The sequence below is a fragment of the Xanthomonas sp. GPE 39 genome, assembly GCF_000963005.1.
Taxonomy (GTDB): domain Bacteria; phylum Pseudomonadota; class Gammaproteobacteria; order Xanthomonadales; family Xanthomonadaceae; genus Xanthomonas_A.
Window position 1 is genome coordinate 449,884 of record NZ_JZHZ01000007.1, and the last position, 18,619, is coordinate 468,502.

The window sequence follows — 18,619 nt, forward strand, 5'->3', positions numbered from 1 at the left end:
GGATAGCCGATAACCGCGATGGCTTTTGCTGTGATGGGGCGAGCAATTGCGCGTCGTGGTCGCGCTGACGCTACTGTGCGCGCAGCGCCAGCGCCACGGCGATACCAGTGAAGATCGCCAGGCCGACCCAATTGTTGTGCAGAAACGCGCGGAAACACGCAGCGCGTTCGCGCTGGCGTGCGATGAAGAATTCGCTTGCCACCAGCAGCGCGGCGATCCCTAACCCGGCCCAGTAGTAGATTCCCAACGCGGCGCGTTGGCCGACGCAGACCAGCGCGACGAACATCAGCGTGTACAAGATGCCGAGGATGAGCAGGTCCAGTTCGCCGAACAGAATCGCGGTGGACTTGGAGCCGACGCGCAGATCGTCCTCGCGGTCGACCATCGCGTACCAGGTGTCGTAGGCGGTGGACCACAGGATGTTGGCCGCGTACAGCAGCCAGCCCAGCGCGGGCACCTCGCCGCGCACCGCCGCGAAGGCCATCGGAATGCCCCAGCCGAAGGCCATGCCCAGGTAAACCTGCGGCAGATAGGTATAGCGTTTCAGATACGGATAACTTGCGGCAAGCAACAGACCGACCACGCTCAGGCCGATGGTCAATCGGTTCATCGTCAGCACCAGCGCGAAGGCGGCGAGCATCAGCAACGCGAACACCGCCAGCGCCTCGCGACCGCTGACCGCGCCCGTGGCTAGCGGACGGTGGCGGGTACGTTCGACGTGCGGATCCAGCCAGCGATCAGCGTAGTCGTTGATCACGCAGCCGGCCGAGCGGGTCAGCCAGACGCCGGCAGTGAACACACACAGCGTCCAGAGCGGCGGCAGCCCGTCGGCGGCCAGCCACAGCGCCCACCAGGTTGGCCAGAGCAGCAAGAGCGCGCCGATCGGACTGTCGCCACGCAGCAGCTTCCAGTACTGGCCGATGCGCGGGCGCGCAGGCGGCGCAACGGGTGTTTCATAACGTTCGTCACTCATCGCACAAGGGTAGCAGTCGCGTTGTGCGGGCGGCAGTCGGCGCTGGCACGGGTGGGTGTGGCGGTGGTCGCAGTCTTGGTACGGGCATGCGATGTCGGGACACGTCGGTGCGCGCGCGTGTCGGCGTGAAGGAGCGTGGCCCCTGCACGCGTGCAGGTCAGGGGGAGACGCGGCATCGGATTGCCGTTAGAATGCGCGTCCGTTGCGCCCGTAGCTCAGCCGGATAGAGTAGTGGCTTCCGAAGCCATTGGTCGGGGGTTCGAATCCCTCCGGGCGCACCAGTTATCTAGAACCCAACCGCTCTCGGTTGGGTTTTTTTCTGCCCGGAACCCCAGTGTTGGCGGGGCTTCTGGCATTGGCCTCTTGAGCATGCAACTGCCACAGGTGCCGTTTTCGGTGTTCATTCCTACGTTTTTCTCTCTCCGTTCTCTGCTGACCTCTTGAACATACAAGAGGCAGGATCGTGTGTTGACGAGGGTTTACGCGCCATCGGTTTGCTTCTTCGCATGCTCTAGCAGAGGCGACCGAGAATGCGATTTGCGGTGTACAAAAACCGCCCCTAGTTGAGGTGTGAAAAATCATGAATTTCGCTGCCCTCCACCAGATCAGATCTAGCGCATCGGTGAGCGCTGACCAGTAGGCGTCAACGCATATGCGCTGAGCGCATCGCGCAGATCAAGGTTCGTCATTGGCGATGAGGTGTCGTCAAATACTTGAGTTGCATGGCTGTGATGTGTCTCTTAGGGGCGACGGGTTGTGAAACCTTGCCGTTGGTCAAGATTGCCCGCTTCATTTGTCAACAGGTGACTTGTTGCAACAAGTACCTTGGGAGAGCCTGAAATGCAGGCGAAATCTCCCCATTCAGGGGAAAGGAAAACTCATGGAAATCAAGACAAATACCATGCTGAACATTGTGTTGGCGGGGGTTCTCCAAACCGTTGCCATATCTGCTCAAGCTTGCTGCCCTGATACTACCCACGGAGCGCCTATTGCCCCGATGATGGCCACCGGTCTTGGGGAAAGTGCTCCGAAGGCCTCTGATCTCTCACTAGATCCGTCGTGGCACATCTACGAGTTTAATCGCGATGGCGTGAGATATTTGCAGATCAGTGATTTGACAGGGACAGTGCGCGCCGCAGTGGGCAATATCAGCGGCACGTTGTGGGTGCTGCCCATGGGCGTGGACGTGTCACGCGTGTCGTTACCAGCGAAGGGGAGCGACCCAAGGGGCACGTTGGTGTGCCAGACATCGGCGTTCATCGTGCGTGCCATACCTGGTAGCCATGGTAATAAGTGGGAGATCAAAGCCGCAGATTGATCCTTTTATCTAATACTTCGGAAACGAGGAAGCTAATGCTGTAGGCATGGCGGCGCCGGCAGGTGCCGCCATGCGTTTTGAGCCTGGCGGCTAGTTCCCAATCCGCATCGTGTACAACGTACTTGGCAGGATTCTGCGGCGATGCGTAGGCGATAACGCACACCGCGATCCCCTGATGGTGTCGCGTGCGCCAGACCCTTGCTTTGATAAGATGCCTACTCGCTAGTGGTAGCGTATCGATCACATTGAGTACGCTGCGATAAGCGGCCAATTGTAATCCCAATGATAGGCGTTTTGGCTCACCCTTTAGGATGAGCCGGAACTCCGTATTACACAGGTTACTAAACGTCAAAGATCGCAATATTTCATAAAGCCCATGGGTTTCGATGCCGAGCGGGTACAGGGCGTTCACGTACTCGTCGAGCAGCCTAGCTTGAATCATTCCAGTTCGTGTCATTTCCATCGCTGCAGCATGCTGGCCCTTGGAGCGAAGGTAGGCCACGATGTCCTTCCGCAGTTTGTTGATGTGCACATTAATGTCGGTGTACTCGACGACGCGCCGTCTAAGGGTGCGTTCGGCTTGCAGATAGCTGGCTTGTGCAAAATCCAGGGCTTCTTCTCGATCATGACGGAAGCGACGCGCCCTTTCAAACGCGGAGGACAAACGGGAGCCGAATACGAAAATTCCAGTGGCGATTGCCGCAAGTGCCAGTTGTACGAAAAACGCATTGGCGTTGTAAGCGCCATAAGTTTTTGCATCGGGTAGCATGATGCCGATAGCGACGTTGGCTAGTAAGATGCCGATTGCCGCTCCGCTCCAGCCGTGTAGCAGTGTCAGCATAATTGCCGGAATTACCATCATCGCCATGAGCATTTGATTCAATAGGCGGTCTTGGGTAATAACTGCCATCATCACCATTGCTACCACCACTCCAGTGCTCAGGATGCCATCCTTCAAAAATCTGGAGTTGGCCGCCTCGTATTCCTTGCGCCGTAGCCACAGCAGCGTAGGCATGATGAACATCAGCATGCCCATGTAGTCGCCGAGCCAGTAACGTACCAGCATCTCTATTGGCTGAATTTCAAGGATGCTGTGGCCCTCTAAAAAGGCACTTAAGGCCATGTTGCATAGAGTGCTCCAAAGTGCCAGCGTCAATGTAAGTGGTAGCAGCAGGCATTCTTGCTCAAGCAGTCGAACCATATGACGCCTGGCGGTATGTACGATCAGAGCCACGCACGGCATCAGTAGAAAGGGACTCGTGTATGCCCACATCCGATTGGTGCCGTCCTCATGCACCATTGGCACGCGGATCACTAGGAGTGCTGCTGCATCGCCCAGCAGCAGATAAGGCCATAGCCGGTAAGGCAGGAAGAGTAGGGACGCTGCGCGCAGTCCTGCTGGTAAGTACCATTGATCGACTGAGAGCTGCCAAGCTAACAGGAAGGAAGCACAGTAAGCCGCACTCAGGAAGACTCCCCTGGCGATGTCTCTTATCATTTCCACCCCTCCTTTCCCTGGCTTTTATGACTGAAATATATTCCAAATTTTTCAGTAAATGGTAGACAATTATATATTGTTATTTTTTTAATTAATTGAGTGTTTTGATTCTTATTTCCCCGGGTGTGGCTTGGCACATATTTGTCAGTCATTCTTAAATGACTGATGTGCGCCTCGCCACTTGTTCGGCGGTTGTGATGGCATGGGTCAACTTGCTGCAGTGTTGATTAATGAGGGCTTTTTATTTGATACCGATGTGCAAACCGTCGTCTTATTGGGTACGGCATTGTGCCGGGGCTGTCAAACGCATGGCGATCTGGGGATGCAGCGCGCGCGCATGAGTCCGGCACTGGATCACAGTACCCGCCGTCATGCAGAGGCTGCCGGCAATCAACGTGGTGGGCTGAGCAGGCATGGACGCAAAGCCGTCAAGGCATGAGGGCGTTACGCGGCTCCTTTTACGCGCTCGGCCACATGCAGTCCGCCCAATCCCAACATGCCGAGCGTGAGGGTGGCGAGCGGCCCAATGTCGAGTGAGGGCAGGTTGAGAGGATGACCGACGGCTGCTGCCACCGCGTTGGTGAGTGGCCCGCCGACGAAGTTCCAGCAATACCCGGCGACGCAGACCCAGCCCAGCCCCCCGCGCCAGTGTTGCAGAGGGTCCGAACTCTGCGCTTCGGCTTTGTCGATGTCGGTCTGCGTTTGAATGAGCGCAAGCGTCGCCGCCAATTTGGCCTTGTCCTCCTCGGTCTTGTCGGGGAAGAACATCCCGATGATGCTTTTGGCGGCTTCTGCCGCCGTACCGATGCCGCTGATGTCCATGGTGATCTCCTCAAGCGTGGCAGGCGACAGGTTCGCAGCCCTGCGCCCATTGATAGTCGACGGTGTGGGTACCGCTGCCGACGAATGCGATCAGCCTGGTCAGCGTCATGCGGCTGTCGAGGATGGCAAGTTGCGCGCCCCCGTCGTCGTTGACCAGCGCTCCGTAGCGGCTACCGACCAGCGTGCATCCATGCACCTGGGTTTCCATGCCTTGAGACACATTGCCGGCGAAATTTCCGCAGTGGATCAGGCAGTTCTGCCGCCCATGCTTGTCCTCCAGGCGCAGCACGTCGCAGTCGAGGTGATCGGAGTGCCAGATCGTGGCGCGGTAACGATCGTTCATGATGCAGGACACGCCTGGTGCGTTGTCCTGCCATGGCAGTTCCAGGGTGTCGCAGGTAAAGGCTTGGCCAGCGTCGTTCGTGGCGATCAACTCGCCGGGGGTGCCATTGGGCGTGGAGTGTTTTCGGGTGATTACGATGTTCATTTGAAGCCTCCGCTCTTGGTAAAGGTATAGCCGGCCAGCGCAAGCAGGCCGGCGATCAGGATGCGTTTTGTCCAGCCCACGACGCCGCGTCCGATCACGCGTTCGAACTGAGCCTGTAGTGCGTCGGACAATGCTTGGGACAGTACTGGCGCTGATTTCTCGAACGCCTCGCACAGCGCGTCCGCCAATGCCTGTCGGTCGCTTTCCGACAGCACGCCGCAGGCATGGCGTGTGGTTTGTAGGCCATGCAGCCGGTCAATAGGACGGCCGCATTCACAGACATCACTCATGTTTGATTCCTCTGGTTGAAACGTGAAATGCGGCCTAAGTTGCAAAGGCCAGCTTTAGGGCTGGGTCAGCCCTATCGGGGATAGCGCCCCTCGCGCAGCCACTTGACGGCGATCCACTTCTCGCCGTTGATGACGGAATTGCCGCTGTGCAGTGTCAGTGGGTCGGGTTGGCCGTCTGCCGTGCGGTAGGAGAAAAAGCAGGCATTGCCCTGGACGGCCGCCACCTTGACGCCGGCACGAGGAAACTCCGTCTCCCCGCCGAGGGGCACGTTGTTCAGATAGGCGATGAACGTGGCGATGCGTTGCCCGCCCAATTCCGGTCGGACGATGTCGGCCGAGGTTGGACTCTCCGGTGGAAAGTAGTCCCAGTGCGGGATGTAGTGCTGTCCGGGCAGGTAGTGCAGCACCTGTAGACCTTCGCCGTTTTCCACTGGGATGCCGGTGAGTGCGGCGATGCGCTGCTCGATGTCGGCCACCAGCGCCACTTCTCCGCGCGAAAAATGGCAACCGGAACTGGTGCGCGTCTCATCGATGCGCGTCCCTTGTGCGTGATGCACGACGGAGGACGGTTTCATTCGCGGTCCGGCCAGATCGATCAGATCGCGGCAATCGACTTGGTCCAAAAATCCGCCAAGCACGACGATGTTGGGAGACCGGACCGCCATCAGCACCTGGTGCGCCCGTCCGCCGGCACACAGCTGCGCCTCGGGATAGGTCATTCGGATGGTCGCCGGATCATCCATGATGCGCAGCCGCCAGATAGGTGCGGTTGAGCATTGGGTGAGCCTGATCGGTTGGTCCCCAATCGCCATCGGGGTGGAACACGATGACATTGAGCGGCTGATCGTCAGTGCGGAAGCGATGCAATTCGCGCTCTTCGATGCAGAACAAGGTGCCGGCGGTGAGTGGGATCTCGCGACCTGCAAAGCAGGCAAAGCCGGAGCCGTTGGCGACCACGCCTAAGCGGATCGAGGGGTGGATGTGGAACGACTGGTGCACACCGGCAGGGAACGACAAGTGGTTGAGGCTTGGGTCACCTTTGCGCGGCGGGTAGACCAGCAACGAGTCCGAGCAGTTGTCGATGTAGCACAGCCGTCCAGACATCTCGATTGGCCCGCCGACCAGTCCTTGTCCACGGAACCCATGCCGGATCACGGCAAAGGCCATAACGCCCTCGTCCAGAATCAACACGGCATGCTCGCTGCTGGTGGCATGGCAGAAGTATTGCCCTTGGGTTGCTTGACGCAGAACCTGCGGTTTGTCCGTGTTGCCCGTGCCCACGATGATCGATGCCGTCCGACCTATGGGGGCGGAAACGACAAATCCATACAGCGTACAAAACGGTGGGATGTTGATGTGGTTCTTGATGGGTTTGGACAGCAACCAGGACTGGCACGGGTACATGCTCTGCCGGGCATCGATATAGGCGCCGGTTTTCATGATGAGGCTTCTGCCTTGGTGGTGTTGACGACGATGCCGTTGGTCTTGTTGTAGACGCTGGCAGCGCTGGAGACCTTGCTGAGGTCACTGCTGTTGGCGGCCTGGAAGCTGTCATATGCCTCCTGGCTTTCCCAGACGGTCGTCGTCGTTTTGGTGAGTCCGTCGGCCGACATTACGACCGAGCGGGACAGTACGGCCGGATGCGTGCGAACCGCATGGTTGACGTTGGCGATGGACGTTGCGACCTCGGGATCGAGATCGGCGCTGTCTTTGAATCCAGGCACTTCGTTGGCAGGGCGGGTGGTGGTTTTCGTAACGGTGAAAGGCACGGCGATTCCTCCTTCGGAAGGATGGGGTGAAAAATGGAGAGTGGGAGCGGGGTGGGGATGACTCAGCAACAGTCCGCTCGAGTCGAAGCGGTGTGGGGAGTCAGAGCGGAGAAAGCCTGCAAGCCTGACTGATCGACCGGAGTGCCATTGGTGGTGATGGCGGTTGCCGGCGGATGATTGATGGGGACGCCAGAAATCCAATCAGCTTCCCGTTTGCCTGATATCTTTACAGTTCGATCAACGAACTCGATACCAACATGCTCAAGCAGGAATCTCTCGTTTCGCTGTTCTCGTTGCTGCACGAAATGACGATTTTTAAACCTTTCAAACCGGTGTATCGATCACAAGTATGGTTGCATCGGTCAGTAATTTCCATTTACTTTATAAATCTTGCATTTTCGATAATTGCAATGATTGCGTTATTGCTTCAATATATATTTCCTTCGGAAATCCATCTATTATTCTTTAAGGCTTCATTGGTTCCGCTAATTATCTCTAGTGCGGCCCACTTTGTGACTATGGGATTGAACGAAATTGTCTATTACTGGACCCGTCGTAAGCAGGCGTTGCCAGTGCAATTTTTGCACCTAAAACTCGATATGTTGGCCTATGCAGGTTTCCTGGCCCAGCTTCAATGCTATGAAAAATCCGCATTGGAATACGCATTGTTACAGTACCGGAGTCACTTTTATAGTTTGGAGGGCCGTTTTGATTTTATTATTGGAGATCTTCGAAAGAAAGGTGTGTTTCCCGCGTTCTTGGCTTTATTTATAGCATTTTCAATGGTGGTAAAGGAAAATAATATCATGCACTTTTTTGTGCCTTTTGTTGTGGTCGGATGTTCTTATATTGTGGGTCTTTACACCCGTGTCCGTCAGGAACGCGCCCAGCAGGTGATGGATTTGCTCAATTACGCCATTCTTCATGCCGATGTGATGACGTAAAAAGGCTGAAATGATGATCGAGGTCGAAAACTAGAGATCGACGCTGTATTTGAATTCAGTTAATTCGTTGCCATGGCGGGTGGTGGTTTTCGTCACGCTGAAAGGCACGGCGATTCCTCCTTTTGACGAATGAGTTCAATAAATAGGTAGTTAGATAAATAGGTGGTTAGAGGTGGTAGCTCCGTTTATCTGATACCTTGATAGCTCAATCAACGAACTCGATACCAACATGCTCAAGCAAGAATCTCTCGTTTCGCTGTTCTCTTTGTTGCAGGAAATGACAGTTGTCAATCGTGATAAAGAGGTGTTCAGGTTGCCGGTGTGGATACGTAGACTGGAAAGAATTACAGGATATTTTTATTTTGGCGTTGCGATAGTATTATTTTTTTTCGCCTTGCTTCAATGCGCGTTTCATTCGTCGACAATATTGTTTTTCATTGATTTGTTTTATATTGTATTGTGCTTTTCTGGAATGGCCTGCCTAATTGTATTAATATTGGGCCAAGGTGTATTTTTCTGGATTAATCGAAAAAATGGGTTTTCCGTTCAATTTTTACGTCTAAAGACTGACATGTTGGGCGATGCAGATTACCTGGATCGGCTTCAATACTATGACAAGAAATGGTTGGGATACGGCCTGCTGCAATACAAGAGACATTTCAATAATTTAGATGGTCGTTTTAGTTTTTTTGTCGGAGATTTGCGAAAAATCGGTATATTCCCTGCGTTTATAGTTTTGGTGGCGACTGCATCAACATTAATAAAAAATAATGATTCAAAGTACTTCTGGGCGCCTTTGATATTTGCTGCAATTTTTTATTTGGCTGGAATCTTTGTTCGTGCTCGTCAAGAGCGTACACAGCAGGTGATTGATCTGCTCGATTACGCCATTTTTCATTCCGAGATGGTGACGGAGCAAAAATGATTTTTGACGATCAAGGTTGCTAACCCGAGATCGATGCTGTCTTTGAATCCTTGCACTTCGCCGACCTGTTGGGCGTTGGTTTTCGTAACGATGAAAGGCAAGGCGATTCCTCCTTCGGAACGATGGGTTCGGAAATGGAGAGCGGGTGGCGGGGTGTGGAGGTGACTCAGCAACGGTCCGCGCGAGTCGAAGTGCTGGCTCAGTCAGAACGAACGAACGCCTGCAAAGCGGCCTGATCGACCGGAGTGCCATCGGTGGTGATAGCAGCCACCGGTGGATACTTGAACACCTTGCACAGCGAGCCGATCTTCACCTTGGTCAGATAGCTCTGATCGCCGGTGAAGGCTACGATGTAGCGCTTGGCCGGCATTTTGTAGGTGTCGATGCTGGCGCCAAGTTTGTCGGCCGGATGGGTGATGCTCCAATGCTGGAATGCCGGCGTGTCGAAGAAATGCTGGATCTTGCCGAGCAGCGCGCGATAGTCCGAACCTGGCGGCTCATAGAGCAGTTGCCGGTACTTCACGTGCTGCCATTTCTGGGAGAAGTTCCACCACCACAGGAAATCCTGTGCGCTGACCAGAGGGTAGGGAGCTTCGTCGGCGATTGGTGCGTAGCGTCGATAGAGCGCGGTACCGGTCTGCTCGTTTGCGGCGATGCTGCCGAACAGACGAGGCAGGACCAGGGCATGCGGCTGTGCCAGGCTTTCAAACCCCAATCGTCGCGTGGCCTCCAACATCAAATCGGACCCAAACAACTGGTCACCGAGCTCTCCGGTGACCACTACTTCGTCGTACAGCCCGACTTTGCCGACGGTGCGTTCGACGGACAGCCTGCCGGCGATCTGGGCTTGGTAGAACCCTGGATTCTCGGCGATGCTGTGGCTCGACAGGTACACAGTGAGCCGGTCGAGTTCGTTGCCAGGCAAGGCTTTGAGCAAGGCGACTAGCGCCACGGTCGAATCGATCCCACCAGACCACATGACGTGCAGTCGCGCATGTGCATCGAGCAGCGCGCGCGCGCGTGCATCACAGCAGTGCGCGAAAGAGATCTGCTGTGTTGTTGTCGCATCGGGTATCGGACAGCAGGCGTCAAAGCGCAGAAGATCGGGGTTACATGCCAGGCGGGAAGTTGTGAGGACGCCTCGGATGACCTGGCGTAAACCGCTCGCGAACGGATTGCACTGCACCAGATTGCGGGCGACCAGTAAGTCAGTCATGGCCGCCGTACCTCACGAACAGCGCATCCAGATCGTGGTGATCACGTGCGGCACAAACAGCAGCCAGCGCATGTAGGCGGCGGACCTCGGACTGGACCAACGTGTCCTGTCGGTCGGCGTATTCCATCCGTACCCGCGTTGCCGCAGTGGCCAGCGTGGTGTTCCAGGCGGTAGCCATCGCGTTGAGCAGCGGTAACGCCTCACCATCACCGTGATCGTCCAACTGCTGGCATTGGGCATGGGCGAGATCAAGTACCTGGTCCTGTAGTGGCAACGAGCGTGAGGCGAATACAGTCCGTTGCGCTCGCAACGCCGCATGCACTTGGTCAATCAGTAGCAACCGTCGGTAGTGGAAGCGGTAGTCGTGCAGATCTGGTGGTGCGGCTTCCACCACGCTGCCGCGCAGCCGGTATCGATACGGGGTGAGGTAGCTGAAGTCGTCTGGCACTTCCCCCCAGTGGTGGAAAGGTTCGTAACGCTCGTCGATTTCGCGGGCAAGGTGCTGTCGATCAATGTCGACGTAGTTGATGACATACAGGATCACACCGGTCGGCATGAACTGCAGACCGGCCATTTGCAGGTACATGATCATCTCCCTGGATTAACCATCTGGTGGGGACGGTGGTGGCGGAGGCGGAGGCGGAGGCGGAGGTGGAGGTGGAGGTGGAGGTGGAGGTGGAGGTGGAGGCGGAGGCGGAGGCGGAGGCGGAGGTGGAGGTGGAGGTGGCGGTGGCGGTGGCGGTGGCGGTGGCGGTGGAGGTGGAGGTGGAGGTGGAGGCGGAGGTGGAGGCGGAGGTGGAGGCGGAGGCGGAGGTGGAGGTGGCGGTGGAGGTGGAGGTGGAGGCGGCGGCGGAGGAGGTGGTGGCGGTGCCGGTGGTTTGTAGTTCGCCAGTGCGTTGGTGATCGCGGCATTGATCAATGCTTCAATCGCCTGCACGAGCTGATTGAGTGCGTTGTGATCGGGGGCGAGGCCACCGGCCAGGATCACGTTGCGGATCTCTTCGCTGACCTGATAGAACCAGTAATCCCCAGGTGTCGTTGCCGGTGTATTGGTGGTCGGATTGCCGTCGGTCGGATAACCGATTGACGGATTGGCGGGTAGAACGGGGGGAGTTTGGGCGGCATTGGCCTCCCAGACGCGGTTGTCCATGTGATCTCCTACGTGTAGCTGAAGAGCAGCGTGGTGTGAGCGGGCTTGAGCCGCCGCATCACGCACTCGAGCAATGTGTTGCGCCAGGTCGCCAGCGGATCGCAGACACGGCCATTGACCGTGAGCGTCCTGCGCGTGTCCCCGAGCGGTGCGTGGATCGTCCAGGTGTAGACCCAGCGGCCATTGGTCAGCGGGTTGTTGACCGGCGAGATGACGGTGTCGATGGCCTGCCAGCCCTCGGTGATCGTGATGGTGGAACCCAATGTGCGGGCCACGGCCACGAAGTAGGCGCGCGACTGGCCGCCGATCTGGGTGAGTCGTGAGACCAGGGCGGTCCGTCGCTGTGCAAGCGTCTGTTGACCGCTGAGCGAGGTGACGCACAGATCGGGCAAGCCGGCGACACGTTCCCAATCGGGAAACAATGCATCGGTGGTGCGCGGATCGGCCTCCTCGATGAGTTGCCAGCTGCTGGCATCGCACCGTGCCAGTTCCTGTGCCAGGCCGGTCAGTAATCGGGTGATGGCCGCGTCGGGGTCATCGGTCCAGGCTGGCCCATAGGGCAGAAGTTTTTGCAGCGATGCCAGGTAGTCGGCGGCGTTCAGTGGCTGGCTGATCTGTTGCATCACTGCCATGCCACCTTGCCCATGACTGGGATCTGGCTGCTCGGCAACACGACGTTGGTGATCGGCGTGAGCAGGACGTAATCCCATTCCTGGGCTGCAGAGGAAATCGCAGAGCGCATGTGCGACAGCAGGATTGTGCCGCCGGGCTGACCTTCACGGGCGAGCAGATCGGTCAGCTCGGCCACAACGGCCTGTTGAACCGCCAGGGTGTTGGGACTCAATCCTGCGATTGCAAAATTGATCGGCACGGCGAGCGGTGCATAGACCGTCACATGTGCGGTGACCGGGCGAACCGTGTCGATGTAGGTCGCCACGGCTGCGATTTGCGCGGTCGAGGGAAGGATCGCGGCGCCGGTGCCATTTCCATCGCAGACGAACGCCACGCCCACGGTGCCTTCTCCGAATTGTTCGGCCACGACCCAGGCGCGTGTAGCACCGCCGCCGGGTGCTGCCAGGGTCCATTGCACGTAGTCGTTGGCATCTCCGCCTTGCGGCGGTTTTTGGATGCGGTTGAGTAGTTTCTCGCGCAGACTATCGTCTAACTCGCGGTCGCCGCCGCCGCTCAGCGCGCCGAGGACGGCCGTGGTCTGCACGCCCAGTACCGGGGTGACCAGATTGACCGTCTGCCCGGCGTAGTTGTTGCTGGCGGCGGACGGGACGACTGCGGTGACGCTGGTCGTGGCCTGGAGCCCACTGACTGTGATGTCGGCTGTCGTTTGGAACTGTGTGCCATCGAGCGTTTGCACCAGAGTTCCGACCGGAATGTCTGCTGCATTCGGGGCCACGGTGAAGGTGATGGTGCCGGTGGCGGGGGTTGCGGTCAGGCGCTGCACGCGCCAGATGGATGCCCAGCGTTCGAGGAACTCGGCCTCGGCGGTGTCGATGATGATCTGGCGGCTGATCCATTCGATAAAACCGTATAACCCATGGGCCACGCCCGCCAGGACGCGGGCGTAGACCTGCGCGTCGGCGCGTCGCAACACGTTGTCCTGCTGCAGCCGTTGGAACACGTCGTTCGTGGTGCGATTGATCAGGTCCGACAGGGAGGGACGGTTAAACATTCAAGAGACTCCAGAGGTTGTCGAACCTCAGCACGGCGTTGGCGTTGCCATCGGCGGCGAACAGCGTGCATTGCAGGGCCAGCGTGGACAGATCCTGGCGCTCGGCGCGCACGGCGATGCGCGCAGCGACACCGTCCTCGATCAGCCACTGCAGGGCTTCTTCGGCGTAGTCCTGTGCGCGTTGCACCGTGCTTGGGGTGAGCTTGGCGCGCGCCAGCAGCCACAGACGTGAGCCGATGCGGTCGTTGGCCACCACGGGATAGGTGTCGCCCCACCAGCCCATGCGAAAGCCACGCGGGTCGGGCAAGGTGTCGTCGGCATTGGCCCGTCGCCAAGTGAACAAGCTGATGAGGACGGCGCGCACCAACGGATGGACCTTGTCGTTGTCGATGTCCTGGAGCAGGCCGAGCGGGGTTGTCTGGCCGCCAAAAACGGCGGTCAGGGGCATGGCGTCGCGCATGGTGTGGACGTGGGTCTATTGCGTTGAATTGGGCGGTTTGCTGGTGAAGCTGTCGCCGTGACTGTCGGTGCCGCTGTGCGTGTGGCCGTTGAAAACCGCACGCATACCCACCATGGTTTTGGTGCCGCGTTGATCGCCGACATCTTGTGCCGCCGTGATGCTGGCCTCGCAGGTGATGTTCTGCGTGACGTCCAACGTTCCGACCACCTTGCTGTTGGCATTGATCGTGAGGCCGGCGTTGAAGGTCATGACCCCGCTGCCGTCACCTTGCAGTACCACGGTCGATCCGGCCTTGTCGGTCAGCTTGATGCCATTGCGCATGAGGTAGACCGATTGCCCCTGGTCGTCATGCAGGATGACTTCGCCGCTCTCCAAGCTTTTAACGCGATAGCGTCGGTCGGCCACGCACATGACGACGCCATGGGAGCGGTCTCCATCGAGGAACAGGGCGATGCATTCGGCGCCGGGCTGAGGATGGCTGGTCAAGCCATACGGCTCGAAATGCTCGACGTCGGCCTTGGATTCGCCGGCCAGCAGGCGTAGTTGCAGGCTTTGCATCTTGCTCGCCGCGTTGACCAGGGACACGGTGCCTCTGGCGACCATGTTCGATAGCCGCCTGGCATAGGGCGCCATCAGACGGTTGAACTCCATCATCTGTGCTGTCTCATTCCACATCGGCCCAGGTGTCGGCGCCGCCGTGCTTGATGCCTTTGCCTGACTTGGCCGCCTTGGAGCGGTAACCATCGGGGGGACCGACACGCAGCTGCGTGCGCAGTCCGTCTTCGTCGAGCAGGTAATGCGCCTCGGCAATGACCATGGTCTGGTCGAAGCCGATCAGCGCGTCGCGCACAGTCACCAGCAGGTTCGGCATCCACAGTTGTCCGTCACCTTGGCGCCAGCCGGCGACCGTGTACGTGGTTTCGAGCGCCTTGGCGGCGCGGTGTGCGCGTTCGTACAGCGCGCGGTCCTGACAGGTGCCGGCATCGGCATGGCCGGCCTGCTTGAGGACCAGGACACGGAAGCGTTTGGAACGTGCATCGGCCAGACTGGCGGTGACCGGCGTGCCGGTGTCGGCGATGCCTCCTTCCAATTCGGCCATGTCGTCATCGTCACCCTGGACCTCGTTGGCATCGACGCCAAAGTCGCCGTCATTGCCTGCACGCTGGCCTTTGACGACATAGCTGGACATCACCGTCTTGAAGTCGAGTTCGCAGCTGCCGTCTTGGATGTTCTGGCCCAACTCGAGCGTGGTGGTGGCAGTGCCGGTGCTGCCGACATCGATGAACACCAGATCGCCCAGGGCATTGTCGGTGGACAACACATGGCGCAGGCGCATCAACCGGTCGATGCTCTCGAATACGGTTTCCCCGATCTGGACGTGGTGTTCGGTGATCGGCGCGCCGGTATCGATTTCGGTCAGCACGCGCACGCCATAGGGGGCGGCCAGCGCGGCGGCGATGGTTTCCAGTTTGGCGTTACGCCAGACGTTGGTGTTGGCCGCTGCCGGCGTCACGACGGTGCCGGTCTTGCCGTCCTTGCCTTTGACGTCTGCCCACAGGCTGTGACTTGCGGTCGGTGCGCGGCCGGTATCGGGCGTGCAGCAGTCGACCAGATCGCAGGTGCGGCTGCGGCCTTTGACGGTGACGCTGATGCGCTGGCCGTCATATTGGATCGGGGTGGCATCGACATAACCGGTCAGTACCAGGTCGTTGCCGATGAAAACCTGGCAGGCGTCAAAAGGACGGATGCGACGCCACAGTGGTGGAGCCGTGTCCGCCGTTGCTGCTGCTGTCGATCCTGGCCAGCGATCCGTGACTTCCAGTTCGAAGCTACGCGCCTGTCGCTCGATCCCAGCTTCGATGCGGATCTTCTTCCAGCCGCTGAAGTCCTGGCCTCCCACCACCAGACGCACCCGATTCTCCGGCTGACCGACCGGATCGCCTGCATCACGGGTCGTCATGTCAGGCTGCAATCACGCAAAGCGCATTTGGAGGGACGAAGCCTGGATGGCGGATACCGTTGCGTAACTGGATCTCGGCATCGCGCGAGGCATCGGCATACAACTCGTAGGCCAGGGCCAGCATTGGCATCGTCTCCGGTGGCGTCCAGGATGTCAGGCGTGCCGCGCTCTGCGCTCGTGTCGTCAAGTCCGCATAGATCGCTGCGCTGGCTGTCTGCAACGCCTCGTAGGCGGCGTCTGCGCAGCGGTGCATTTCGGCGTCGAGGGTGGAGAGCAGTGTGTCGCGCGCCGCCAGCATCCTGTCTTGGGTGACCTGCTGTGGGGTGATCGGCGTGCTGCCCTGCGGCTGGCTGATGCCGGCTTGCACGCTGTCCTGCTCGGTGCCGACCAGGGACGAAATGCCCACGGCCTGCACGAGTAGCAGTTGTCGACCCAGGTTATACAGCGCGCCGGCATTGGTATCGATCTGTCGGCGTGAGGGTGTGGCCGCGATGATCGTGGGGCGTGCCAGCATGGATTTCGACGCCACCGTTGTGGTGAGCAACTTGACCACGTTGGACCAGGCCGCGACGGTGCCTGCGCTGCCGGACATGCCGAAGGCAGTGAGCAGCGTGTGCCCCAGCATTGCTGGATTGCGCAGGAAAGAGGCCGCCTGGGTAACCAGATTGGCGAGCGAGTTGGCTTCGGATGAGAAATTCGTCAGCACTTGCGCGCTCTGGCCTGCTCCCACGACACCCAGCATGGTGGCCAGTTGTCCTTGGGCGGCTGCTGCGACGAAACTCTGGAAGCCGGCGACCGTGAAGTTGTCCGTGAAATCTTGGATCGCCGCCGTGGCCAGTCCATCGGCAGCGAGCCGGCTGGCTGCCTGGGTGGAGCGAGTCGGATTGGGGAAGGTGAGGTCGCCGGACTCGACGAAGGACAGGGACACGGTCGCCACGCCCAGCGCTGCATCGAAGCGTACGCGTGCCGGTGCTGATAGGCACACCTGCATCGTGCCCAGCCAGGGATGCACGAGCGTGCCTGGTCCGGCTGTTTCCAGCATGGAGAGTAAGGCATTGGCTTGATCGATGTAGTCGGTGCCGATCAGAAAGGCGTCCAGGGCGATTTCGCGGGTGGCGCGGCCGAGGTCCTCGACCCAGGGCGTGTCGCGCTGGGGGTACTCATGGATCTGCACGCGACGACCGACACCACAGTCGGCGCCATTGACCTGGAACGCCATCCCGCGAAAGGAGGCCGGATGCAGGGAGTCGGAATACTTGGCCATTAGAGTCGTCCAGCGCTATGGCATCAGCAGCGCATGCGCGCTGTAACCGGCATCGACATTGATCGGCATGGTGCCGCCACGAACCTGCTCGACGCGCGAGCCGGCGGGCAGACCATCGATCTTGATGTTGACCTGGCCCTCCACTTTGGAGGTGCCGGCTGATTTCCCCAGCAAGGAGGGCCGGTCGCCGGCAACGGGGGATGCCAGCGCCGAAAAGGGTGTGCCTCGGGAAGGACGGCTGGGCGCGGGGTCCACCGATGCGTGGTCCTCGGCGCCGATGCCGAGGGCATGACCGACGGACTTGGCCGCATCGACCATCCAACTCAATTTGTCCGACAACCAACTGACGAAATCGCCGAACCACGTCTTGAGCGGCTCCCAGTGTTCAATGATCGTGTTGGCGATCCAGCCAATCGGACCGAGGCAGGTGAGGATCAGTTCGCCATGCGCCTTGATCCAGTTCCAGAAGCTGTTGAACCAGCCCTTCACCGTGTCCCAGTTTTCGACGATGAGCCAGGCTGCCGAGGCGATGGCGAGGATGATGCCGAGGGGGTTGGCCATCATGGCGGCGCCAACGGCGCGAATGCCACCGGCGACCAGGGCAAAGGCGCTGGACATCAGGCCACTCATGGAAACGGTCGTGGTGGTCAGCAGTGTCCAGCCCGAGCGCAAGAGCGCCAACGGACCAGTGACCAACTGTGATGCGCCCAGTCCCATGCGTAGCATCGACAGCAGCGCTGCATTACTGGCGACATAGGCTCTGGCTGCCATCCCCAGCAACGCGATCCCCGCGCGCCCGACGGAGGCGACTAGACCGCCCAGGGCCATGATGGTCTGGGCATTCATCACGACCGCCAAACCGATCAGGGCATTGCGCGGGCCGCCGACGAAGTCGACCAGCTTGCCAATGCCGTGTCCGAGCGCCAGCACACTGCGGGCCATGCCGCGCCAGTCGATGCTGGACAACCCGCGCCCCAAGTCCTTGGCGATGCGACCGACCTCGGCGGACACCAGTTTTTTGTTGGCCGCCATCCAGTCGTTGAATCCATCCAGCAGCGGTTTGATCGCCGGCACCAGGTTCTTGGCAATGATGATCTGGAAACCCTTACTGACGATCTCCAGATCGCGCAGCGATTTGGCGAATTCGCGCGAGCGACCAATGTCTTCCTCGTTCATGACGCCCTTGAAGCGGGACATGCGCGCCTGTGCTTGTTCGATGCCTTCGCCACCGGCCTCCAGCAGCGGTACGATTTCCTGCCACTTCTTCCCGAACAGCGCCATCCCCATGCGCGCACGCACGGCGGGATTTTCGTTGCGCACGAAGGCGTCGGCCAGCTCTGGCAGCACGCCCATGCCCGAACGCAACTGACCGGACGCATCGTGCATGGCGATGCCCAGATGGGTCAGTAGTGCGGCCGCTTCCTTGCCCCGTCCGTTGGCCGCTCGTCCTAGGGTCAGGTTGAGTTTGCCCATGGCCCCTTCCATCTGTTCGACCGCCACGCCGTTTTGTTCGGCGACGTACTTCATGCGCTGGAACTGTTCCACGCTCATGCCAGCGCGCGTGGCGCCGTGATGCACGGCCTCGCCCAACTCGGCATAGGTGTGCACCGCATCCTTGACCTTGGCCAGGCCAAAACCGGCCGCCAGACCGCCGACGATGCCGATGGGCAAGCCAAACTTGCTCGCCAGACCGGAGGCGGACTTGCCGATATCGGTGAGGTATTTGCGCGCGGCTTGTGCGGGGGCCTCGACCGACTTCAGCGCATGGATGAGGCTTTGCGCATTGGCCGACAAAATGGCCTTGAGTTCAAAACGATCAGACATGATGGGGCGTGTATTGGGATGGCATCACGGACTGT

23 protein-coding genes and 1 tRNA gene are annotated in these 18,619 nt (G+C 59.2%); 6 read left to right on the forward strand and 18 right to left on the reverse strand.

Annotated elements, in window-relative coordinates; genetic code table 11:
• Positions 1 to 70: 70 nt before the first annotated feature.
• Positions 71 to 973, reverse strand: coding sequence for a 4-hydroxybenzoate octaprenyltransferase (ubiA, locus tag XALGPE39_RS01725; protein WP_045726733.1), 903 nt, complete (start codon positions 971 to 973; stop codon positions 71 to 73).
• 204 nt (positions 974 to 1,177) lie between these two features.
• Between ubiA and XALGPE39_RS01730 the strand changes: the two genes are divergently transcribed.
• Both XALGPE39_RS01730 and XALGPE39_RS01735 read left to right on the forward strand, forming a co-directional pair.
• Positions 1,178 to 1,254 (forward strand) — tRNA-Arg (locus XALGPE39_RS01730).
• Between the two features lie 599 nt (positions 1,255 to 1,853).
• On the forward strand, positions 1,854 to 2,291 hold the full coding sequence (locus XALGPE39_RS01735) for a hypothetical protein (protein ID WP_052689956.1): 438 nt from the start codon (positions 1,854 to 1,856) through the stop codon (positions 2,289 to 2,291).
• On the opposite strand, the gene XALGPE39_RS01740 is transcribed toward XALGPE39_RS01735, so the two are convergent.
• Positions 2,275 to 3,789: an MASE1 domain-containing protein gene (locus tag XALGPE39_RS01740; RefSeq protein ID WP_082061799.1), complete on the reverse strand. Its 1,515-nt coding sequence runs from the start codon at positions 3,787 to 3,789 to the stop codon at positions 2,275 to 2,277. The genes XALGPE39_RS01735 and XALGPE39_RS01740 overlap by 17 nt on opposite strands.
• A gap of 202 nt (positions 3,790 to 3,991) precedes the next feature.
• Between XALGPE39_RS01740 and XALGPE39_RS01745 the strand changes: the two genes are divergently transcribed.
• Positions 3,992 to 4,228: a hypothetical protein gene (locus tag XALGPE39_RS01745; protein ID WP_045726734.1), complete on the forward strand. Its 237-nt coding sequence runs from the start codon at positions 3,992 to 3,994 to the stop codon at positions 4,226 to 4,228.
• 5 nt (positions 4,229 to 4,233) lie between these two features.
• Here XALGPE39_RS01745 and XALGPE39_RS01750 read toward each other — a convergent pair whose 3' ends face one another.
• The 6 genes from XALGPE39_RS01750 to XALGPE39_RS01775 all read right to left on the reverse strand — a co-directional run bounded on the left by XALGPE39_RS01750 (position 4,234) and on the right by XALGPE39_RS01775 (position 7,157).
• On the reverse strand, positions 4,234 to 4,611 hold the full coding sequence (locus XALGPE39_RS01750) for a 3TM-type holin (RefSeq protein WP_045726735.1): 378 nt from the start codon (positions 4,609 to 4,611) through the stop codon (positions 4,234 to 4,236).
• 10 nt (positions 4,612 to 4,621) lie between these two features.
• On the reverse strand, positions 4,622 to 5,098 hold the full coding sequence (locus tag XALGPE39_RS14830; RefSeq protein ID WP_052689959.1) for a DUF5675 family protein: 477 nt from the start codon (positions 5,096 to 5,098) through the stop codon (positions 4,622 to 4,624).
• Positions 5,095 to 5,388, reverse strand: a complete 294-nt coding sequence (locus tag XALGPE39_RS01760) for a hypothetical protein (RefSeq protein WP_045726736.1) — start codon at positions 5,386 to 5,388, stop codon at positions 5,095 to 5,097. Before XALGPE39_RS01760 ends, XALGPE39_RS14830 begins: the two co-directional genes overlap by 4 nt.
• 71 nt (positions 5,389 to 5,459) lie before the next feature.
• The gene (locus XALGPE39_RS01765) at positions 5,460 to 6,131 is read right to left on the reverse strand and encodes a 2OG-Fe(II) oxygenase (protein WP_052689963.1); all 672 of its coding nucleotides are present in this window, start codon (positions 6,129 to 6,131) and stop codon (positions 5,460 to 5,462) included.
• Positions 6,124 to 6,828 carry an AraC family ligand binding domain-containing protein gene (locus tag XALGPE39_RS01770; protein WP_052689965.1) on the reverse strand — a complete coding sequence of 235 codons (705 nt, stop codon included), beginning with the start codon at positions 6,826 to 6,828 and terminating at the stop codon, positions 6,124 to 6,126. Before XALGPE39_RS01770 ends, XALGPE39_RS01765 begins: the two co-directional genes overlap by 8 nt.
• Entirely contained in the window at positions 6,825 to 7,157 is a 333-nt protein-coding gene (locus XALGPE39_RS01775; protein ID WP_045726737.1) for a hypothetical protein, read from the reverse strand. The genes XALGPE39_RS01770 and XALGPE39_RS01775 overlap by 4 nt, the downstream gene beginning before the upstream one ends.
• A gap of 257 nt (positions 7,158 to 7,414) precedes the next feature.
• On the opposite strand from XALGPE39_RS01775, the gene XALGPE39_RS01780 reads away from it, so the two are divergent.
• The gene (locus tag XALGPE39_RS01780) at positions 7,415 to 8,101 is read left to right on the forward strand and encodes a hypothetical protein (RefSeq protein ID WP_152624798.1); all 687 of its coding nucleotides are present in this window, start codon (positions 7,415 to 7,417) and stop codon (positions 8,099 to 8,101) included.
• A gap of 229 nt (positions 8,102 to 8,330) precedes the next feature.
• Positions 8,331 to 9,026 carry a hypothetical protein gene (locus XALGPE39_RS01785; RefSeq protein WP_045726739.1) on the forward strand — a complete coding sequence of 232 codons (696 nt, stop codon included), beginning with the start codon at positions 8,331 to 8,333 and terminating at the stop codon, positions 9,024 to 9,026.
• Here the strand turns inward: XALGPE39_RS01785 and XALGPE39_RS16555 are convergent.
• From XALGPE39_RS16555 to XALGPE39_RS01795, 3 genes are all read right to left on the reverse strand, one after another.
• Positions 8,996 to 9,127, reverse strand: a complete 132-nt coding sequence (locus XALGPE39_RS16555) for a hypothetical protein (RefSeq protein WP_255352703.1) — start codon at positions 9,125 to 9,127, stop codon at positions 8,996 to 8,998. The two genes, XALGPE39_RS01785 and XALGPE39_RS16555, sit on opposite strands and share 31 nt — an antisense overlap.
• Positions 9,128 to 9,225: 98 nt before the next feature.
• Entirely contained in the window at positions 9,226 to 10,212 is a 987-nt protein-coding gene (locus tag XALGPE39_RS01790) for a hypothetical protein (RefSeq protein ID WP_161795312.1), read from the reverse strand.
• Between the two features lie 22 nt (positions 10,213 to 10,234).
• Complete coding sequence (locus XALGPE39_RS01795) at positions 10,235 to 10,828, reverse strand: hypothetical protein (RefSeq protein WP_152624800.1); 594 nt, start codon at positions 10,826 to 10,828, stop codon at positions 10,235 to 10,237.
• 26 nt (positions 10,829 to 10,854) lie between these two features.
• On the opposite strand from XALGPE39_RS01795, the gene XALGPE39_RS01800 reads away from it, so the two are divergent.
• Positions 10,855 to 11,145 carry a hypothetical protein gene (locus XALGPE39_RS01800; RefSeq protein ID WP_200893849.1) on the forward strand — a complete coding sequence of 97 codons (291 nt, stop codon included), beginning with the start codon at positions 10,855 to 10,857 and terminating at the stop codon, positions 11,143 to 11,145.
• Between the two features lie 255 nt (positions 11,146 to 11,400).
• Here the strand turns inward: XALGPE39_RS01800 and XALGPE39_RS01805 are convergent, their stop codons facing one another.
• From XALGPE39_RS01805 to XALGPE39_RS01835, 7 genes are read right to left on the reverse strand one after another with little or no spacing between them, the layout of a single operon-like run.
• The gene (locus tag XALGPE39_RS01805) at positions 11,401 to 12,015 is read right to left on the reverse strand and encodes a putative phage tail protein (protein WP_045728886.1); all 615 of its coding nucleotides are present in this window, start codon (positions 12,013 to 12,015) and stop codon (positions 11,401 to 11,403) included.
• Positions 12,015 to 13,076 (reverse strand): baseplate J/gp47 family protein, encoded by a 1,062-nt coding sequence (locus XALGPE39_RS01810; RefSeq protein ID WP_045726743.1) that lies wholly within the window; start codon positions 13,074 to 13,076, stop codon positions 12,015 to 12,017. The genes XALGPE39_RS01805 and XALGPE39_RS01810 overlap by 1 nt, the downstream gene beginning before the upstream one ends.
• The gene (locus tag XALGPE39_RS01815; protein WP_082061924.1) at positions 13,069 to 13,524 is read right to left on the reverse strand and encodes a phage GP46 family protein; all 456 of its coding nucleotides are present in this window, start codon (positions 13,522 to 13,524) and stop codon (positions 13,069 to 13,071) included. The genes XALGPE39_RS01810 and XALGPE39_RS01815 overlap by 8 nt, the downstream gene beginning before the upstream one ends.
• Positions 13,525 to 13,551: 27 nt before the next feature.
• Positions 13,552 to 14,190: a phage baseplate assembly protein V gene (locus XALGPE39_RS01820; protein WP_052690248.1), complete on the reverse strand. Its 639-nt coding sequence runs from the start codon at positions 14,188 to 14,190 to the stop codon at positions 13,552 to 13,554.
• A 10-nt stretch (positions 14,191 to 14,200) separates the two neighbouring features.
• Positions 14,201 to 15,496 (reverse strand): phage baseplate assembly protein, encoded by a 1,296-nt coding sequence (locus XALGPE39_RS01825; RefSeq protein ID WP_045726744.1) that lies wholly within the window; start codon positions 15,494 to 15,496, stop codon positions 14,201 to 14,203.
• 1 nt (position 15,497) lies between these two features.
• A complete protein-coding gene (locus tag XALGPE39_RS01830) occupies positions 15,498 to 16,760 on the reverse strand; it encodes a DNA circularization N-terminal domain-containing protein (protein WP_045726745.1) in 1,263 nt (420 codons plus the stop codon).
• Between the two features lie 15 nt (positions 16,761 to 16,775).
• Positions 16,776 to 18,584 carry a hypothetical protein gene (locus tag XALGPE39_RS01835; RefSeq protein WP_045726746.1) on the reverse strand — a complete coding sequence of 603 codons (1,809 nt, stop codon included), beginning with the start codon at positions 18,582 to 18,584 and terminating at the stop codon, positions 16,776 to 16,778.
• Positions 18,585 to 18,619: the final 35 nt, after the last annotated feature.

What these genes read in the sequence shown, in the direction of transcription:
- ubiA (WP_045726733.1), bottom strand. Translation starts at nt 973, where the DNA reads ATGAGTGACGAACGTTATGAAACACCCGTTGCGCCGCCTGCGCGCCCG.
- XALGPE39_RS01735 (WP_052689956.1), top strand. Translation starts at nt 1,854, where the DNA reads ATGGAAATCAAGACAAATACCATGCTGAACATTGTGTTGGCGGGGGTT.
- XALGPE39_RS01740 (WP_082061799.1), bottom strand. Translation starts at nt 3,789, where the DNA reads ATGATAAGAGACATCGCCAGGGGAGTCTTCCTGAGTGCGGCTTACTGT.
- XALGPE39_RS01745 (WP_045726734.1), top strand. Translation starts at nt 3,992, where the DNA reads ATGGGTCAACTTGCTGCAGTGTTGATTAATGAGGGCTTTTTATTTGAT.
- XALGPE39_RS01750 (WP_045726735.1), bottom strand. Translation starts at nt 4,611, where the DNA reads ATGGACATCAGCGGCATCGGTACGGCGGCAGAAGCCGCCAAAAGCATC.
- XALGPE39_RS14830 (WP_052689959.1), bottom strand. Translation starts at nt 5,098, where the DNA reads ATGAACATCGTAATCACCCGAAAACACTCCACGCCCAATGGCACCCCC.
- XALGPE39_RS01760 (WP_045726736.1), bottom strand. Translation starts at nt 5,388, where the DNA reads ATGAGTGATGTCTGTGAATGCGGCCGTCCTATTGACCGGCTGCATGGC.
- XALGPE39_RS01765 (WP_052689963.1), bottom strand. Translation starts at nt 6,131, where the DNA reads ATGGATGATCCGGCGACCATCCGAATGACCTATCCCGAGGCGCAGCTG.
- XALGPE39_RS01770 (WP_052689965.1), bottom strand. Translation starts at nt 6,828, where the DNA reads ATGAAAACCGGCGCCTATATCGATGCCCGGCAGAGCATGTACCCGTGC.
- XALGPE39_RS01780 (WP_152624798.1), top strand. Translation starts at nt 7,415, where the DNA reads ATGCTCAAGCAGGAATCTCTCGTTTCGCTGTTCTCGTTGCTGCACGAA.
- XALGPE39_RS01785 (WP_045726739.1), top strand. Translation starts at nt 8,331, where the DNA reads ATGCTCAAGCAAGAATCTCTCGTTTCGCTGTTCTCTTTGTTGCAGGAA.
- XALGPE39_RS01795 (WP_152624800.1), bottom strand. Translation starts at nt 10,828, where the DNA reads ATGTACCTGCAAATGGCCGGTCTGCAGTTCATGCCGACCGGTGTGATC.
- XALGPE39_RS01805 (WP_045728886.1), bottom strand. Translation starts at nt 12,015, where the DNA reads ATGCAACAGATCAGCCAGCCACTGAACGCCGCCGACTACCTGGCATCG.
- XALGPE39_RS01810 (WP_045726743.1), bottom strand. Translation starts at nt 13,076, where the DNA reads ATGTTTAACCGTCCCTCCCTGTCGGACCTGATCAATCGCACCACGAAC.
- XALGPE39_RS01815 (WP_082061924.1), bottom strand. Translation starts at nt 13,524, where the DNA reads ATGCCCCTGACCGCCGTTTTTGGCGGCCAGACAACCCCGCTCGGCCTG.
- XALGPE39_RS01820 (WP_052690248.1), bottom strand. Translation starts at nt 14,190, where the DNA reads ATGATGGAGTTCAACCGTCTGATGGCGCCCTATGCCAGGCGGCTATCG.
- XALGPE39_RS01825 (WP_045726744.1), bottom strand. Translation starts at nt 15,496, where the DNA reads ATGACGACCCGTGATGCAGGCGATCCGGTCGGTCAGCCGGAGAATCGG.
- XALGPE39_RS01830 (WP_045726745.1), bottom strand. Translation starts at nt 16,760, where the DNA reads ATGGCCAAGTATTCCGACTCCCTGCATCCGGCCTCCTTTCGCGGGATG.
- XALGPE39_RS01835 (WP_045726746.1), bottom strand. Translation starts at nt 18,584, where the DNA reads ATGTCTGATCGTTTTGAACTCAAGGCCATTTTGTCGGCCAATGCGCAA.